The organism is Corynebacterium sp. HMSC072A02 (assembly GCF_001810085.1).
Classification (GTDB): Bacteria; Actinomycetota; Actinomycetes; order Mycobacteriales; family Mycobacteriaceae; genus Corynebacterium; species Corynebacterium hesseae.
The window spans coordinates 261,382-278,561 of the sequence record NZ_KV799847.1; the positions used below are offsets into that span (position 1 = coordinate 261,382).

Consider the following 17,180-nt stretch of genomic DNA (forward strand, 5'->3'; position numbering starts at 1 on the left):
CATGGCTGTCGAAACTACTAACCGCAAGATTTCCCGCTTTGACCGTCTCTACGTAGACGGCAGTGGATTTGACTTCGTAGGTCGGGCCAAGACCTGGTACACCATCGCCGGTGTGCTGCTCATCGCCTCCATCTTGGCTATTGCACTTCGTGGCTTCAATCTCTCTCTGGACTTTGAGGGAGGCACGAAGCTCAACATGCCAGCTGGGGATCTGTCCACCGAACAGGTAGAGGAAACCTTTACGGAGGCCACCGGTGTTACCCCAGAGCTGGTGCAGATCGTGGGCGCGGGTTCCTCGGAGACGCTGGAAATCACCTCCGAGCGTCTGAGCCAGGATGAGGTTAATCAGGCCCGCCAAGCCATCTTTGAGAAGTATCAGGTCAAGGATGATAACGGTAAGCCGAGCCCGGATGCGATTGGTTCTTCGACGGTGTCGGAATCGTGGGGCTCGTCGATTACCAAGCGCATGGTCATCGCGATGGCCGTATTCCTCGTGCTGGCCACCATTTACGTGGCGGTCCGCCTGCAGCGGGACATGGCCTTTGCGGCAATTCTTGCCCTCATTTTTGATGGTGTGTTCATTGCCGGTATCTATGCGCTCTTTGGCATCGAGGTGTCCCCGGCAGTCATCATTGGTCTGCTGACGGTGCTGACCTTCTCCCTCTACGACTCCGTCATTGTCTTTGACAAGGTGGACGAGAATACGACGGGATTGGAAGGCCAGCGCAAGAAGACCTATGGGGAGCTCACCAACTTGGCCATTAACCAGACGGTGATGCGTTCGATCTCCACGTCTATTATCTCAGCCCTGCCGATCATCGCTCTGTTCGTTGTCGCTGTATGGCTGATGGGTATCGGCACACTGCGAGATCTTGCTCTTGTGCAGTTCATTGGCGTTATCGAGGGCGTATTCTCCTCAATCTTCCTCGCTACGACGCTTCTGGTGACTTTGTCGAACCAGCGAAAGAGCGTGAAGAAGCACAACGCCGTGGTTGCCGCCTACCGTGCGGAGGGCGAGCCTACGGAGGCAGGCGAAGGCGATGCGGAAACGAAGGCTACGCGCACCGTCGTTTCCCCATCCGCGGCTTCGCATTCTGAGCCCGAGCCACCTACTGACGAGTCCGGTGGGGCGTCCTGGCGCCCCGGGCGTTAAGCCGTGCGTACATCTCCAGTCGCGGCACTGCTGGCCCTAGCCCTCACCGTGACAGCGTGCGGCTCTAATGAGGAGAGTGCGGGGGAGGACTCGTCCGCACCACGTTTCGCGGTGCTGAGCGATTCCCCCCTTGCTACTAGTAACGCAGCCTCCGCGTGGGGCGATGCCGTCGGGGCTGCCCAGCTAGCAAGCCGCGTCTATCCTGCGCTGTACGTACCGGGCCCAGCCGGGCAGATGGTGCCCAACTCAGATCTTGCCCACGCGGAGTATTTTGCTCCCGACGGCGATGAGACCGGGGCACACGTGGACTTCACGCTGACGGAGCAGGCTCGCTTCGCCGACGGCGAGGCAGTGACCTGTGACGATTACCTCTTGGCCTACACCGCTGGCCAGCTGAGTGAGACCTTTGGCTCCCACCTTCCGCTGATGGAAGAGGTCAGCGGAGTGGAATGCGCGCCTCACAGCAAGAAATTTACCGTGTGGTTTACGCCCGATGCGGGGTCGCGGTGGCGCTACTTGTTTGGCCCCGGCACGGTTCTCCCAGCGCACGTGATGGCTAAGCGGGCGGGGATGAGCGTCGAAGAGCTTAACGCGGCGCTTCATGCTCAGGACATGGCAACCCTGCAACCAGTGGCGGAGGCTTGGCGCGATGGCTTTTCGACGGAACCGGGGCGTTTTGACCCGGACATGCAGGTTTCCTTTGGGCCATATCAGATTGACCGCGTCGAGGATGATGGCTCAATCGTTCTGACGGCGAATGACAACTACTACGGCGACAAGCCTGCCGTGCGTGAAGTAGTCATGTTGCCCAGCAGCGCGGATGCGGCAGCGTTTGTAGCCTCAGACGAGCTTCGCGTTGCAGAGTCGCCCACGGCTTCACCCTCGTGGTTGGACCGCAATGCTGAGGGGAAGCCGGTGGACGTGAAATCCATACCGGGTGGCCTGACCGACACTCTGGTCTTCTCGGAGGCTGGGATTTTTGCTCAGCCGTGGGCACGCGCCGCCTTCGCCGCGTGCGTGGATACGCAGCGCTTGGCACAGGCCTCCTCGAAGGAATCAGGCGTGGATGTTCCTGCCGTCACCGTGCGCACGGTGCGCAACGATGATCCAGTTGCGGCCCAGATGGCCTCGCTAACAACAGTCCCCGTCGACAACGCAGCTGCGTCGGGTCTGTCCGGTTACACCATCGGCGTAGGCTACCTCGCTCCCAACCCTCGCTATAAGGCAATGGTTGAGCAGTTGCGCGCGGCCTGCGAGCCCGCGGGAATCACCGTGGAAGACCGCTCCGGAGACCGTGTTTCCCGCGAGCAATTGTCCGCGGATCCCGCGACTGGCCTGCCGGAGATCGACGTCTACCTTGGGGCAGTAGATCCGATGCGTGAGCATTCCGCTCCCGCCTCCAGCGTGAAGAATGCGTCGGCATTGCGCACGTTGGAGCAGGATTTGTGGGAGGAATTGCCGTCTATTCCCATCTCCGCGCAGCCTCGGACCTTTATCACTGACCGCGCTGTGACAGGCGTGGTGCCCTACACTGGCCCTGCGGGTATCGGGTGGAACCTCGACCGTTGGAGCTATACCCCACAAACAGCAACCGAAACTAAGGAAGAGTCGTGAGCGAGATTTACGTCGCAGCAGCACAAGCCTTGAAGGATAAGGTCCGCCTTGTCCAAGACTTCCCGGAGGAGGGAATCCTGTTTGAGGACCTGACCCCGGTATTGGCAGATGCGGAGTCTTTCGCCGCCGTGGTCGATGGCTTGGCGGAGGCCTGCAAAGAGCTCGGTGCCGATTTGGTCGGTGGCCTCGATGCGCGCGGGTTCCTTCTTGGTTCTGCCGTTGCGTACAAGTTAGGGGTGGGAATCCTCGCCATCCGGAAGAAGGGCAAGCTTCCGCCGCCCGTCTTGACCCAGGAATACGAGCTGGAGTACGGCACGGCAGCGCTGGAGATCCCAAACAGTGGTATTGACATTAAGGGCAAGCGCATCGTGCTTGTCGACGACGTCCTCGCCACCGGCGGTACCCTCCACGGAGCCGCATTGCTGCTGGAATCAGCGGGCGCGGAAGTAGCGGGCAACGTCGTGGTTCTGGAGGTCAATGGACTCCAAGGACGTGAGCGACTACAAGGTTCCCCACTGATTGTGCTCAATCAGATGGGAGCAAAGGACTAAGGTTGTATGCCTAAGCTACTTCGCGGAGGCAGACATGACGACTGAAAAGCAGGACAAGACTGCGTGGCGGCCGGGCAGTGTGCGCGGCATGTCCGCCCGCTTGGCGCGCTCGCTGACGGGCGGTCGCGTAAAGATCAATCCGGCGCTGGACCCGTTGATGTCTATCCACCGGGAGTTTCACCCGAAGGCAGACGCGGAGCTTCTCAACAAGGCCTATGCGACGGCGGAGCGGCTGCACGAAGGCGTGTTCCGCAAGTCCGGCGAGCCTTACATTACGCATCCGCTTGCGGTGGCAACCATCGCGGCGGAGATCGGCATGGACACCACGACCGTTGCGGCGGCCTTGCTGCACGACACAGTGGAAGATACTGACTATTCGCTGGACGACCTTACCCGTGATTTCGGTCCCGAGGTGGCCCGGTTGGTCGATGGCGTAACGAAACTCGACAAGGTCGCCCTCGGCGCCGCCGCCGAAGCTGAGACGATTCGCAAGATGATCGTGGCTATGGCTACGGACCCGCGCGTGCTCGTCATCAAGGTGTGCGATCGCCTGCACAACATGCGAACCATGCGCTTCCTCCCGCCGGAGAAGCAGGCGAAGAAGGCACGGCAAACCCTTGACGTCATTGCGCCGCTTGCTCACCGCCTGGGCATGGCAAGCGTTAAGTGGGAACTCGAAGATCTTGCTTTCGCGATTCTGTATCCCAAGAAGTACGACGAGATCGTGCGCATGGTGGCAGATCGCGCTCCCTCACGCGATAAAGCGCTCAAGGAAATCAAGGCCCAGGTAAGCCAAGCCCTCAAGGCAAACGGCATCCAAGCCGAGGTAATGGGACGCCCGAAGCACTACTGGTCGATTTATCAGAAGATGATCGTTCGTGGGCGTGACTTTGCGGAGATCTTCGATCTCGTCGGAATCCGCATCCTCGTCGACGACATCAACTCCTGTTACGCCGCCATCGGCGTGGTGCACTCGTTGTACCAGGCTCTTCCGGGGCGCTTCAAGGATTACATCTCCTCGCCTCGCTTTGGCGTCTACCAGTCGCTGCATACCACCGTTATCGCGGACGGCGGCTCCACCCTTGAGGTGCAGGTGCGCACGCACGAGATGCATTACAACGCCGAATTTGGCGTTGCGGCACACTGGCGTTATAAGGAGACCAAGGGCAGGAATTCCGGCCACCAAGAAGAAGTGGATCAGATGGCGTGGATGCGCCAGCTGTTGGATTGGCAGAAGGAAGCCGCTGATCCCAATGAGTTCTTGGATTCTCTGCGTTATGACCTGACCGCCAAGCAAATCTTTGCGTTTACCCCGAAGGGTGACGTGATCAATTTGCCCGCTGGTTCCACCCCCGTGGATTTCGCCTATGCGGTGCATACGGAGGTAGGCCATAGGTGCATTGGTGCCAAGGTCAACGGCAAGCTCGTGGCATTGGAATCGGAGCTGAAGTCCGGCGATAAAGTTGAGATTTTCACCTCCAAGGATCCGAATGCGGGTCCCTCGCGGGATTGGCAGGAGTTCTTGGTTTCGCCACGGGCTAAGACGAAGGTGCGGCAGTGGTTTGCCAAGGAGCGCCGCGAGGAACACCTCGAAGCTGGGCGGGATGCCTTGGCCGCCGAGGTCCAGCGTGGCGGCTTGCCCATGCACCGGCTGTTCACCGCTAGCTCGATGAAGCAGGTAGCCGAGCAGCTGCACTACCCGGATGTGGATGCGCTCTATACCGCCATCGGCGCCGGCCATGTCTCAGCTCAGCATGTTGCCAACCAGCTCATGGCGCTCTTCGGAGACAGGGACGATGCAGTCGATGCCTTGGCTTCTCGCACCCCGCTCAGCGAGCTGGAGAATTCCCGCGCTCAGCACACGAAGGATTCCGCATCCGGCACCGGAATTTTGGTGGAGGGCAGCCCGGACGTCATGGCCAAGCTGGCGAAGTGCTGCCAGCCTGTGCCTGGTGACGCCATCTTTGGCTTCGTGACCCGCGGCGGTGGTGTGTCCGTGCACCGAGCTGACTGCACCAATGCTGAAAAGCTCAAGTCGGAACCCGAGCGCATGATGCAGGTGGAGTGGGCTGGCGGGCCGAAGTCCTCCGGTGCATTCGCCGCAACCTTGCAATTGGAGGCCATCGACCGCCAAGGCCTGCTTTTTGAGCTCACGCGAATTTTCAGCGAGCAGAGCCTCAATGTGCTGTCGATGACGTCCAATCGCGGTGATGATCACATCGCGACCGTGCGCTTTTCCTTCTCGGTTTCCGATACCAAGCAGCTGGGTCAGCTCATGACAACGTTGCGCAACACGGAGGGTGTCTTCGACGTTTATCGCGTCACCGCCTAAGCCGCTACCCCTGATTCGGGGGTGTATGGCTGAACTCAAGGTTGCGCGTGGGTGAAACTGTGAAAGATCTTTGATGAACGCGCTGGTGACGGATTCAACATGCGCTGCGCCTTCGTGATGCATGCGTTATAAACACGTGGACAAGATTCCTCTCATTCTCAGGAGACCTACGTGAACTTCCGTCGCTTTGGCCAGCTGTTGGCCGCCACTACCGTTACCGCCGTTGCTATCTCCGGCGCACCTGCCTTCGCCGCCGAGGCTGATCAGGTGACCTTCTCCGTCACTAACTTCACCGACTTCCACGGCCACCTTGAGCTGGCTGAGGAGTTCGACAAGGACACTAAGGAATTGAGCGGCTACACCGAGATGGGTGCTGCTCGCATGGCTGCGCTCATCAAGGCCGTCAACAAGGACCAGGAGTACGCCCTGACCTCCGCCGGTGATAACGTTGGCGGCTCCGCTTTCGTGTCTGCAATTTCTGAAGACAAGTACACCAACGAGGCTCTGAATGCTATGAAGCTCGACGTCACGGCTGTGGGCAACCACGAGTTCGACAAGGGCACCGATGACCTGATGGGCCGTATCAAGGACCAGTCCAACTTCCCGATCCTGGGCGCCAACGTCACCAAGGATGGCAAGCCCCTGCTCGATGCTTCCTTCGTCAAGGAGGTAGACGGTGTGAAGGTCGGCTTCGTTGGCACCGTTACCACCAACACCAAGTACAAGGTGTCCGCCGCCTCCATCCCGGGTGTCGAGTTCTCCGACCCCGTCGAGGCCACCAATAAGGAAGCCAGCCGCCTGAAGGAATCCGGCGAGGCCGAGGTTGTAGTGGCGCTCATGCATGAGGATGCTCAGCAGTTCGCGCAGGGCTTCAACAAGGATGTGGATATCCTCTTTGGCGGTGATACTCACGTCAAGACCCAGGGCGAGGTTGCTCGTGAGGGCGCACTGCCGCTGTACTGGGCACAGGGCTACGAGTACGGCAAGGTGCTTAACGACGCCGACATCACCTACGACAAGGCCGAGAAGAAGATCACCAAGATTGATCTCAAGCAGTACGACGTGGCCGACGCAGATGTCTTCGCTCAGCTGCAGGGCCTCGAAGACGACCCCGAGGTAGCTAAGGTTGTCGAGGAAGCAAAGAAGGTAGCGGAGATTGAGGGTGCCAAGACTGCTGGTACCACCGAGAAGGCCATGTACCGCGGTTCTGATGAGGGCAAGGACACCGGTACCAACCGCGGTGTGGAGTCGACCCTCAACAACTTTATTGCCGATGGCCAGCGCTTTGCTCTATCTAAGCAGACGGACAAGGACATCGAAATCGGTGTCATGAACGCAGGCGGTGTGCGCGCCGACCTCAAGCAAGGTGATGTTTCCTACCAGGACATCTTTGCCGTCCAGCCTTTCGGTAACTCCGTGATTACCGCGGAGGTCAGCGGCGCTGCCTTCATCACCGCACTGGAGAACCAGTGGAAGCCTGGCCAGTCCCGCCCACGCCTGGCGCTGGGTCTGTCCAACAACGTCACCGTTGTCTACGACCAGAAGGCTGAGCAGGGCAAGCGCGTCAAGTCTGTCACCATTAACGGTGAACCGATTGACCCAGAGAAGAACTACAGCATTGCTCTGTCCTCCTTCCTCGCATCCAGCGAGACGGAAGCCGGCGGTGATGGCTTCTTTGAGCCCGGTTCCATCAAGAACCGCAATGACGTTGGCTACATGGACACCCAGGCGATGATTGACTACATCGCTTCCGGCGAGTCCAAGGTCCGCACCGGCCAGGGGCAGATCGGTGCCCACGTGTCTGGTGACCTGAAGCCGGGGGAGGAGATCACAGTCGACCTTTCCTCCCTGAACTACTCCAACGCAGAAGAGCCACAGGCTAAGAAGGTCACCGTTGCACTGGGTGACGCTAAGGCCGAGGCAGACATTGACAACGCAGCACAGCCCGGTGACGAGCAGTTCGGCGAGCGCGGGCGTGCAACCGTCAAGCTCACCATCCCGGAGGGTCTGAAGGGCGAGCAGAAGCTGCTCATTACTACCGATGCTGGCACTGAAGCCGCCCTTCCGATTTCCCTCGACGGTGACGACGACGCGAAGGACCCGAAGGATACTGGTTCCGCCAAGGATGCAGCTTCCTCCATCGGCCTAGGTGTGGGTATCACCGCCGCTATCGCCGCCGCCATTGCCGCTGTGATTGGTGCCATCAACATGCCGGTTGCTGCGCTCCCAGCACCGGTGCAGCAGCTGATTGAGCAGCTGCGCAAGCAGTTCAACATCTAGTCTGTACTGATGCACAAGCCCGCACTATCGTGCGGGCTTTCCTCATGCGGAAGGTATGGTGGAAAGCTGTGGATACACTGAGGCTGTTTGGACGCGAGGCAATGTACCAGCTAGGTATCGAGCCTCACCGAATCCCACTGGTGATGCTCGCGACGCTGGGGATTTATTTGGCCTTTATGGTCTTGGTCAAGCTCTTTGGCAGCCGTGTTCTGACGTCCATCACTGCCTCTGATGCTGTCATCATCATTATGTTTGGTGCGGTCTCGGGCCGCGTTATTGTGGGCAACCCACCGACGCTTGCCGCCGGCATCATTGGCCTGTTTACCCTCATGCTTTTGGAGGCCGCCTTCGGCACATTCCGCCAATTGGTGACGTGGTCACGGTTTATTGACCGCAAGCCGGTATTGCTGGTCTATAAGGGGCAGCTGCAGGAAGACAATATGAGTTTCGCCCACATCACTGAAAGAGACATTAACTCCGCCGTGCGTAAAGCTGGCCTCGGCCGGCGCAGCGATGTGCAACTGATGATCCTGGAGCCAACCGGCCAGATTTCCGTCATCCGACGAGGCCAGCTTGTTGATGCCTCCGTATTCAAGGACGTTCTCGGCGCCGAGCGCATCGAGGAAGTAGATGCACAGGACTAGGAACAGTCTTCTAGGTTGCAAGAGTAGCCGGGCTTAGAAGCCGCGTCGTGTTTGGGCGTTGAATCCGCTGTCCAGGAAAACGAAAAATCTCCCCCTGCGCGGATTGCGCAAGGGGAGAGAGCGGCGCTTGTGGCTTACTTGATACCAGCGAGCTTATCGCCGAGACGCATTGCGTCATCCATGGCGCCGATGATGGAGGTGAAGACCTTAATCCACTCGCGGATTTCCTTCGGGCTGACGTTACCCTCATCGTCGGAGGAGAGAGCGAAGAAAGCCTTGGAGGAGCTGTCATCCTCAACCGGAGCTGCGGAAGCAACTGCGGTGCCGGAGAAAGCGATGGTTGCAGCGGTAGCAGCGGCAACGATGGACTTACGGGAGAAGAACTTCATAGGATTTCCTAATCTGATTCGAATGTGAACGGAAAGTCTGACTTAAGTGGGTCTGACTTACTTCGCGAAGTTCTTGTTGTAGAAAGCGAAGACGGTGCCCAGAGCGCCGATGATGGCGGTGAAGACAGCGATCCAGTCGCGGATCTCGGACGGCTTCATGTCGGAGATGGAGGAACCCTCGGAGTCATCGGAGGAGGAAGAAGAAGACTCCTCGTCCTTCTTGTCGTCCTTCTTGTTGTTGTCCTCGCCCTCAGACTTAGGAGCGTCGTTGGTGGGTTCGTTTACCGCGGCGGTGTTATCGTTGGCGGTCTCAGCGGTAGCAACGGTCACGCCGGACAGGGAAACGGCAGCGGTGGTAGCAGCAGCAACAAGGGCCTTACGGGAGAAGAGCTTCATTCTCGTTCCTTATACATCTCGGGAATTTCAAAGACCTCACAGATGCTACTGAGACATTGCGGGTTTTGCAAGGGATCTAGCGATCAACTGATGAATCTGTGTGGTTGCTGTCCGTCGTATGTGAGCTGGGGTTTGCTGCACGGTAGTGTGTGGGCGTAGCGAATAGTTTGCCAAATGAACAGCTCAAGGCTAAGAAATTCTTAGTCCAGGTGGGGAGGGGCGGTTGGAATGGGAAAGGCCCCGCTCGCTGAATGCGAGCGGGGCCGGCCACCGAAAAGGGGGTAAAACTTAGCTCTCGACGGTTGCCTTGGTGATGCGAACTTCCTCAGCGGGAGCGCCGTCGGACTGTCCATCCTTGACACCCTTGGCAGCGATGGCGTCGATGGTCTTCTGTCCCTTCTCCGTCAGGGCGCCAAAATAGGTGTAGGAGGGCGGAAGCTGCGAGTCCTTATAGTTAATGAAGAACTGGGAACCATTGGTGTCTTCGCCGGCATTAGCCATGGCGATGGAACCCTTCGGGTACAGAGCAGGCTGTGCCTTAGCGGCGTCGTCAGCCTCATCGGTGGGGTACTCATTGGCAAACTGGAAGCCCGGTCCACCAGAGCCCTTGCCGGTCGGATCACCGCACTGCAGGACGGAGAGGGTGCCCTCCGTCATGCGGTGGCACACGGTGTCGTCGTAGTACTTCGCGGAAATCATGTCCGTGATTGCGTTGACGGTGCACGGAGCAAGCGAGCGATCGAGAGTCATCTCAATATCGCCTTGCTTGGTGGCGAAATTGACGGTCACTTCACCCTTGGCAGGAATGTTCTTTCCTTGCGGAGTAGGGACATCGCGGGAAGCGTCGCCAGTCTCGTTGTACTCACAGGTGACGGTCTCACCGAGCGGCTTAGCACGCTTGCCGCTCAATGCTTCGGCGGTAGGGGCTTCAGTGGGGGTATCGGCGGCGGAGGTTTCCGAGGCCTGAATCTCTTCTTCCTCCGGCGAGCGCGTGGCCAAGAACCAGATACCGCCGACGAGGGCAACAATAACGACGGCGGCCATCAAAACGACGCCGAGCGGGCGGCTCTTCTGTTTACGGTCGCGGGATTTCAGCTCGCGATCGAGCTGGTTGAGCGCATCATCCAAGCGCTGGCTGTTAGTAGACACCTATGTTTCCTCCACAGTGGTGGTTTAAAAACTTTGACCCACCTATCCTAACCGCACGCTAGTTCACCGTGGCGCGCCGCCCCGCACGTCAGTACGCTTGGGTGCCATGGCTACTACGAATTTTCAGAATGAACCCGTCGAAACCAATGCTGAGCTGCCGAAGGTTGGTGACGCCCTGCCGGACTTCACCCTCGTCGGCACCGACTTGTCTGAGCTAACCAATGCGGACTTCGCTGGTAAGCGCTTGGTGGTGTCCTGCTTCCCGTCCGTGGATACCGGCGTGTGTGCAGCGCAGCTGCGCAAGTTCAATCAAGAGGCGGCTGGTCTGGAGAACACCGTTGTCCTGTCCGTCTCCCGTGACCTGCCTTTCGCACAGGAGCGTTTCTGCGCTGCTGAAGGTATCGACAACGTCGTCAGCGCTTCTGATTTCCGCTCCGATTTCGCCGACAAGCTGGGCCTCGTCCTGGAAGGCTCCCCGCTCAAGGGCCTGTGTGCCCGCGCGGTCATCGTCACCGACGAGAACCACAAGGTGACCTACACCGAGCTGGTTCCTGAGGTTACGACGGAGCCGGACTACGACGCAGCGTTGGCCGCCCTCAAGTAATGAACACACCGGATATCTACGGTTTCGCCGCAGGGCCTTATAAAACCAACACCTATGTTGTGGCTAACGGCTCGCGGGCGTTCATCGTGGACCCAGGGATGCACACACGCGAGCGCCTTGAGCAGCTCGCGCGTGAGAAATCCCTGGAATTTGAGGCCGTCGTGCTGACCCACGGTCACATTGACCACACGCGTGATGCCGCTGAGTTTAACCTGCCGGTCTACATCCACCCGGATGACGCGTTCATGTTGGTGGATGGCTCCGGAGTATCTCCCGAATCGCAGATGCTTTTCGCCGCCGCTTCCATGAAGCAGGTGGCGGACCGGCGTGATCTGCTGGGTGGTGAGACGCTGAGCCTCGTCGGCCTGGAGTTTGAATTACTCCATGCGCCGGGGCATTCACCGGGTTGCGTCATGCTCGTGGCCGAGGATTTTGCGCTGACCGGTGACGTGTTATTCAAGGGCTCGATCGGCCGTACAGACCTTCCGCATTCCGATCCCGCGGCGATGCAGCGCTCGTTGCGCGGTCCGGTGTGGGGCCTTGATGATTCCCTTGCCATCTTGCCGGGCCACGGCCCAACATCGACGATGCGCCGCGAACGCGCGACTAATCCGTTTCTCCGTGCGGCGGGGGATGTACTCTAAAGGGCGTGAGTGATAAGAAGCAGTTCAAAGCCCTGTCCGCGCCCAAGGGTGTGCCGGACTACGTTCCGCCGCAATCGGCCATCTTTGCCAAGGTTCGTGAGACCTTCGTACATCAGGCACATCTGTCCGGCTTCCAACACATCGAACTCCCCGTCTTTGAGGACACGTCGCTGTTCGCCCGCGGCGTGGGGGAGTCCACGGACGTCGTGTCGAAGGAGATGTACACCTTCGCCGATCGCGGCGACCGCTCCGTGACTCTGCGCCCCGAAGGCACCGCGGGTGTTATGCGCTCAGTTATCGAGCACAACCTCGACCGCGGTCAGTTGCCTGTCAAGCTCAATTACTTTGGCCCCTTCTTCCGCTACGAACGCCCGCAGGCTGGCCGCTACCGCCAGCTGCAGCAGGTCGGCGTCGAGGCCATTGGTGTCGATGATCCGGCGCTGGACGCGGAAATCATCGCACTGGCGGACCGCTCCTACCGCAGCCTGGGGCTTAGCCAGTTCCGTCTGGAGCTGACCAGCCTGGGGGACCACGACTGTCGCCCGGCCTACCGTGAGAAGCTGCAGGAATTCCTGTTCAAGCTGGACCTCGACGAGGAAACCAGGGCCCGCGCGGAGCTGAACCCGTTGCGCGTGCTCGATGACAAGCGCCCGGAGGTCCAGGAGCAGCTTGTCGACGCCCCCCTCATGCTCGACCACCTCAATGCCGAGTGCCGCGAGCACTTTGAGACGGTCACTGGCTTGCTCGATGACATGGGCGTGCCCTACACCATCAACCCGCGCATGGTCCGCGGTCTTGATTACTACACGAAGACCTGTTTCGAATTCGTCCACGATGGACTCGGCGCGCAGTCCGGCATTGGCGGCGGCGGCCGCTACGACGGGCTCATGGCTCAGCTCGGCGGACAGGAATTGTCCGGTATCGGCTACGGCCTCGGAGTGGACCGCACGGTTTTGGCTCTGGAAGCCGAGGGCGTGGAGCTCGACGGCGTCGAAGAGCGCGTGGCCGTTTATGGCGTTGCTTTGGGCGCTGCGGCAAAAAAGAAGATGGTCAGCATCATTAATGACCTGCGCAAGGCAGGTATTTCCGCGGATATGTCCTTCGGTGACCGCGGCCTCAAGGGAGCGATGAAGGGTGCTGATCGCGCCAACGCCCGCTTCGCACTCGTCCTCGGTGACCAAGAACTAGAGTCTGACACCGTGGCGCTGAAGGATCTGCGCGCGCACGAGCAGCACGACGTCCCGGTGGGGGACGTCGTCAAGCAGCTTCGCCAGCTCGTTTAGCACTCCACCTGCGAGACGGTGAAGCCCATCGTCTTCGCCAGGCCGCCGAGCGAGGTCTCCTTGTACTTGGAGAGCATGTCGCGTCCGGTTTCGGCCATGGTGCGCACCGCGTTATCGAGGGTAACGTGGTGCGTTCCCTCACCCATGAGAGCAAGGCGCGCGGCGTTGATGGACTTGACTGCGCCGATGGCGTTGCGCTCGATGCAGGGAATCTGCACGAGGCCTCCGACGGGGTCACAGGTCAGGCCGAGGTTGTGCTCAAGGGCAATCTCGGCGGCGTTTTCCACCTGTTCCGGTGTTGCTCCGAGTAGTTCTGCCATGCCAGCAGCTGCCATGGAGGACGCTGAGCCAACCTCGCCCTGGCAGCCCACCTCCGCGCCGGAAATTGAGGCATTGGACTTGATGATGATGCCAATGGCACCTGCGGTCAGCAGGTAGCGGCGGGCATCGGAGCGGGTGAAAACAGCCTGGAAGTCACGCGCGTAGTGCAGCACGGCGGGGATGATGCCACACGCGCCGTTAGTGGGGGCGGTGATGACGCGGCCGCCGGCGGCATTCTGTTCGTTGACGGCAAGCGCGTAGAGGTTGACCCATTCCATCGCGGACAAGCCACAGGACTCGTCGTTTTGCTTGGCCAGAAGTTGTTGGTACATGCGTGGCGCGCGGCGGTTCACGCGCAGGCCACCGGGAAGGATTCCCTTGGAGGAAATGCCCTCGGTCACGCACTCGCGCATGATATCCCAGACCAAGTCAAGGTGCTGGTAGACGTAGTCGAGACCGCCTTCTTCGCGGTGCAACACGGCCTCGTTGACGGCGACGATTTCCCAGATAGCTTTGTCATTGGCCGCGCACAGGTGAAGCAGGTGTTCGCCGGACTGGAACTCATAAGGAACGGTGTCTTCAGCGGTGGCCGCGGCGACACCGGCTGGCACACCGGTGTCAGTTTGGAGCTGGGCATCGTATTCCTCGCGGGACAGGATAAAGCCGCCGCCGACGGAGAAGTACTCTGCATTCTCGGCGAGTACCCTGCCGTTCTCGTCCCAGGCCGTAAAGATGAGGCAGTTCGGGTGTTCCGGCACCGGTTCGTTGTTGAATTCGATGCTGTACTGCACTTCACCTGCGGGGCCAGAAATGGTGCCCTCGGTGGGGATAAAAGCATCGGCGCGTGGCTCTGCGTCGAGCGGTACGGACAGCGGATCCCATCCGGCGAGGCCCAGAATCACGGCGCGATCCGTGGCGTGGCCGCGGCCGGTAGCGGACAGGGAACCGCGCAGTACGGTGTGGACCTTGGCCGGGTGTTGATCAAGCGCCTCGAGGAAGGCCTTAGCCGCGCGCATGGGGCCGACTGTATGGGAGGAGGAGGGGCCGATTCCGATGGAGAAGATATCGGTCACGCTAATTGTCATGTGGGGGTGAAACCTCCTTGGGAGCGTTAGATAAGTGTCGCCTTACGATAGTACCGAGAGCCCTCCGCAACCGCTTAGCCCGGATGCCCGTCGTGGCGGGAAAGAAGCGCGCGGAATCCTGAATGGTCTGGATCGACGTCCTGCGATTGCTCCCCCTGGGGCGCTTCCTCCGCCTCACCGAGCCTCCCGGCAAGTCCAGAGACCCGGTCGAGCGGGCGCACCATGAGGTCCGCTAGCTCCTCGGCGGCGCGTTCTATGCGTTTGTCATTGCGCGCGCCTTCTGCAGTGCCAAAGTCTTCCGTGGCCTGAAAGATCCCGGTGGGGACCACTGTGGCATGCAGGTAGTTAAGCAGCGGGCGCAGAGCATAGTCGAGCACAAGCGCGTGCCGGCTTGAGCCGCCAGTGGCAGCGATGAGCGTGGGCAGTCCCTCTAGAGAATGCGGCTCCAAAGTGTCGAAGAACATCTTGAACAAACCCGAATAACTGCCCTGGAACACCGGGCTGACGGCGATGAGACCGTCCGCCTTGGTCACGGCAGTCTGCGCGGCATGTAGGCGGAGTGTGGGTGAAACCCAGTTGGTCATGGCTTCTGCCAACTCTCCGGCAAGCTCGCGCAGCTCGACGACGGTCACGTCGACGCCTTCACCTCGGGCACTAACGCGGGCGGTGGTGGCGGCGGAGAGGGCGTCGCCAAGCGCACGCGTCGAGGAGGGTGATGAGAGTCCAGCCGTAACGAGTACGAGAGAGCGCAACTACTTCTCCTCTCCAGGGTTGACCAGCGCGTGCGGGGCATAAGCGCCGAGCGTGGCATGGGTAGGCGGGTCAGAAGGTACATGATCTGGGCGGCGTTCCTCAAACCGGCGGCGCAGCTCGGGCACCACCTGGGTACCAAGGATTTCGATCTGCTCGAGCACCACCTCCTGAGGCAGTCCGGCGTGGTCGATGAGGAAGAGCTGGCGCTGGTAATCACCCACCCAATCTGCGAACTGTAGTGTGCGCTCCACCACCTGCTCTACGGTGCCTACGGTGAGCGGAGTCTGTGCCGTGAACTCCTCCAAGGAGGGGCCATGACCGTACACCGGGGCATTGTCGAAGTAGGGGCGGAAGAAGTCCTTTGCCTGCTGCTCCGTGGGCGCGATGAAGACATGCCCGCCGAGGCCCACGATGGCCTGGTCGGCGCGGCCGTGGCCATAGGACTCGTAGCGATTGCGGTACAGGTTCACCATCTTCGCGGTGTGCTCCTTGTTCCAGAAGATGTTGTTGTGGAAGAAGCCATCGCCGTAAAAAGCCGCCTGTTCCGCAATCTGTGGGGAGCGAATGGAGCCGTGCCAGACAAAGGGTGGGATTCCATCGAGAGGTGCGGGTGTGGAAGTAAAACCCTGCAGCGAGGTGCGGAACTTTCCTTGCCAGGACACGACGGGTTCGCGCCAGAGGCGGCGCAGTAGGTGGTAGTTCTCAACGGCGAGGGGAATGCCCTCACGGATGTCCTTGCCAAACCACGGGTAAACCGGGCCGGTGTTGCCGCGGCCTAGCATGAGGTCGACGCGCCCATCTGCCAGGTGCTGGAGGAATGCGTAGTCCTCCGCGAGGCGAACAGGGTCGTTGGTAGTGCTCAGCGTGGTGGCAGTGGAGAGTTGAAGGTTCTTCGTCTGTGCCGCAATGTATGCCAGGTGGGTGGTGGGTGCTGATGGCACAAAGGGCGGGTTGTGGTGCTCGCCGGTGGCGAAGACGTCGAGGTCCACCTCTTCTGCTTTGAGGGCAATCTCCGTGATAGCGCGGATGCGCTCGGCCTCAGTGGGGGTGCGGCCGGTGGTCGGGTCCTGGGTGACATCGCCGATGCTAAAGACTCCAAATTGCATGACATCCTCCTTTCTATGTCATGTCAACAAGGTTAGGGAGGGGAGTTATTCCCATTCGACTGCAGCAACCAATGTTGCGAGGTCGGCAGGTGTTGCAATGGATACAGGAAGTTGGGAAGGCTTGCCGTGCTCGGTGAGAAGGACCGCGCCGGGGTGGGTGCCGTCTGCCGCAGGGTCGGTGAGGGCGTCGATGACCTCTTGCGCGCTGGCGGTGCGGGGCAGGAACTCTGCGCGGTCCTTCCGTTCTGCGAATTCCAGGACCGTGTTAATCGACGCCGCGTTAATCACACCGTCGTCACCGAGATCTGCCGCAACCCATCGGGCAATGACGTTGGTGGTGAGAAGCGCCTGGTAAGTCCCGGACTCATAGATTGGGATCTGGGAATAGCCGGTCGTGTCAATAAGCTTCAAGGCCTCCATGATCGGGGTGTCAGGGGCAAGAGTGGTCACGTCACGGCTAGCGAGCAGAGCCTGCGCTGTGGGTGGATCCGTGAGCAGGCGTTGCAGGTTTTCGAGCTGCTTGATGACGTGAGGATGTGGGGTAGCGATGGGCTCACCGCTGAAGTAGCGGCCATGGGCGATGGCGTTGCGAAGGTTGCTAAAGTCCTTCAGCTGTTCTGCTTGGCGCTTGCTTAAAAGGTGTTTGTCGTGGGCGCGATCAACAATCCACCAGAAAGAATCAGAGTTCTTTGCCCCGATAGCTTGGCGGAGGAACTGCTCAATGTCATTAAAAGCGGAAAAGAATCTGGCCAGGGAGTTGTCGCTCATGCCGCCTAAGTGTACGGGTTCTTGGATTTGTGCTTAAGGCTCAAGCGATAAGAAAAATCTCGCCGTGAGCAACCCCGGTGGTTGGGGAAGCTCACGGCGAGAATGCGG

General features: G+C 60.0%; 16 protein-coding genes. 9 read left to right on the forward strand and 7 right to left on the reverse strand.

The annotated features are described in order from the left end of the window. Position 1: 1 nt before the first annotated feature. From secF to HMPREF2698_RS06500, 6 genes are all read left to right on the forward strand, one after another. Positions 2-1,153, forward strand: coding sequence for a protein translocase subunit SecF (gene secF / locus HMPREF2698_RS06475; RefSeq protein ID WP_070563000.1), 1,152 nt, complete (start codon positions 2-4; stop codon positions 1,151-1,153). A gap of 3 nt (positions 1,154-1,156) precedes the next feature. After that, positions 1,157-2,767 (forward strand): ABC transporter substrate-binding protein, encoded by a 1,611-nt coding sequence (locus HMPREF2698_RS06480; protein WP_083303807.1) that lies wholly within the window; start codon positions 1,157-1,159, stop codon positions 2,765-2,767. After that, positions 2,764-3,318, forward strand: coding sequence for an adenine phosphoribosyltransferase (locus HMPREF2698_RS06485; RefSeq protein ID WP_070522126.1), 555 nt, complete (start codon positions 2,764-2,766; stop codon positions 3,316-3,318). Before HMPREF2698_RS06480 ends, HMPREF2698_RS06485 begins: the two co-directional genes overlap by 4 nt. A gap of 34 nt (positions 3,319-3,352) precedes the next feature. After that, entirely contained in the window at positions 3,353-5,650 is a 2,298-nt protein-coding gene (locus HMPREF2698_RS06490) for a RelA/SpoT family protein (RefSeq protein WP_070563007.1), read from the forward strand. 171 nt (positions 5,651-5,821) lie between these two features. Continuing rightward, the gene (locus tag HMPREF2698_RS06495; RefSeq protein ID WP_070563010.1) at positions 5,822-7,930 is read left to right on the forward strand and encodes a bifunctional metallophosphatase/5'-nucleotidase; all 2,109 of its coding nucleotides are present in this window, start codon (positions 5,822-5,824) and stop codon (positions 7,928-7,930) included. A 101-nt stretch (positions 7,931-8,031) separates the two neighbouring features. Then, positions 8,032-8,574: a DUF421 domain-containing protein gene (locus HMPREF2698_RS06500; protein ID WP_185963378.1), complete on the forward strand. Its 543-nt coding sequence runs from the start codon at positions 8,032-8,034 to the stop codon at positions 8,572-8,574. 134 nt (positions 8,575-8,708) lie between these two features. Here the strand turns inward: HMPREF2698_RS06500 and HMPREF2698_RS06505 are convergent, their stop codons facing one another. The 3 genes from HMPREF2698_RS06505 to HMPREF2698_RS06515 all read right to left on the reverse strand — a co-directional run bounded on the left by HMPREF2698_RS06505 (position 8,709) and on the right by HMPREF2698_RS06515 (position 10,508). Further along, positions 8,709-8,963: a hypothetical protein gene (locus tag HMPREF2698_RS06505; protein WP_070522137.1), complete on the reverse strand. Its 255-nt coding sequence runs from the start codon at positions 8,961-8,963 to the stop codon at positions 8,709-8,711. A gap of 57 nt (positions 8,964-9,020) precedes the next feature. After that, positions 9,021-9,359: a hypothetical protein gene (locus HMPREF2698_RS06510; RefSeq protein ID WP_070563012.1), complete on the reverse strand. Its 339-nt coding sequence runs from the start codon at positions 9,357-9,359 to the stop codon at positions 9,021-9,023. 288 nt (positions 9,360-9,647) lie between these two features. Then, positions 9,648-10,508 carry a peptidylprolyl isomerase gene (locus HMPREF2698_RS06515; RefSeq protein ID WP_070563015.1) on the reverse strand — a complete coding sequence of 287 codons (861 nt, stop codon included), beginning with the start codon at positions 10,506-10,508 and terminating at the stop codon, positions 9,648-9,650. Between the two features lie 106 nt (positions 10,509-10,614). Between HMPREF2698_RS06515 and tpx the strand changes: the two genes are divergently transcribed. Genes tpx through hisS form a run of 3 tightly spaced genes read left to right on the forward strand, consistent with a single transcriptional unit; the run spans position 10,615 to position 13,039 of the window. After that, on the forward strand, positions 10,615-11,112 hold the full coding sequence (gene tpx / locus HMPREF2698_RS06520) for a thiol peroxidase (RefSeq protein WP_070522146.1): 498 nt from the start codon (positions 10,615-10,617) through the stop codon (positions 11,110-11,112). After that, positions 11,112-11,756, forward strand: a complete 645-nt coding sequence (locus tag HMPREF2698_RS06525) for an MBL fold metallo-hydrolase (protein ID WP_070522149.1) — start codon at positions 11,112-11,114, stop codon at positions 11,754-11,756. Before tpx ends, HMPREF2698_RS06525 begins: the two co-directional genes overlap by 1 nt. 5 nt (positions 11,757-11,761) lie before the next feature. Then, entirely contained in the window at positions 11,762-13,039 is a 1,278-nt protein-coding gene (hisS, locus tag HMPREF2698_RS06530) for a histidine--tRNA ligase (RefSeq protein ID WP_070563018.1), read from the forward strand. Here hisS and HMPREF2698_RS06535 read toward each other — a convergent pair. The 4 genes from HMPREF2698_RS06535 to HMPREF2698_RS06550 all read right to left on the reverse strand — a co-directional run bounded on the left by HMPREF2698_RS06535 (position 13,036) and on the right by HMPREF2698_RS06550 (position 17,072). Beyond that, entirely contained in the window at positions 13,036-14,445 is a 1,410-nt protein-coding gene (locus tag HMPREF2698_RS06535) for an L-serine ammonia-lyase (RefSeq protein WP_070563021.1), read from the reverse strand. The two genes, hisS and HMPREF2698_RS06535, sit on opposite strands and share 4 nt — an antisense overlap. A 74-nt stretch (positions 14,446-14,519) precedes the next feature. Next, positions 14,520-15,197: an FMN reductase gene (locus HMPREF2698_RS06540; RefSeq protein ID WP_070563024.1), complete on the reverse strand. Its 678-nt coding sequence runs from the start codon at positions 15,195-15,197 to the stop codon at positions 14,520-14,522. Next, a complete protein-coding gene (locus HMPREF2698_RS06545; RefSeq protein ID WP_070563027.1) occupies positions 15,198-16,304 on the reverse strand; it encodes a CE1758 family FMN-dependent luciferase-like monooxygenase in 1,107 nt (368 codons plus the stop codon). Between the two features lie 45 nt (positions 16,305-16,349). Then, positions 16,350-17,072 (reverse strand): CBS domain-containing protein, encoded by a 723-nt coding sequence (locus tag HMPREF2698_RS06550; RefSeq protein WP_070522165.1) that lies wholly within the window; start codon positions 17,070-17,072, stop codon positions 16,350-16,352. Between the last annotated feature and the right edge of the window lie 108 nt (positions 17,073-17,180).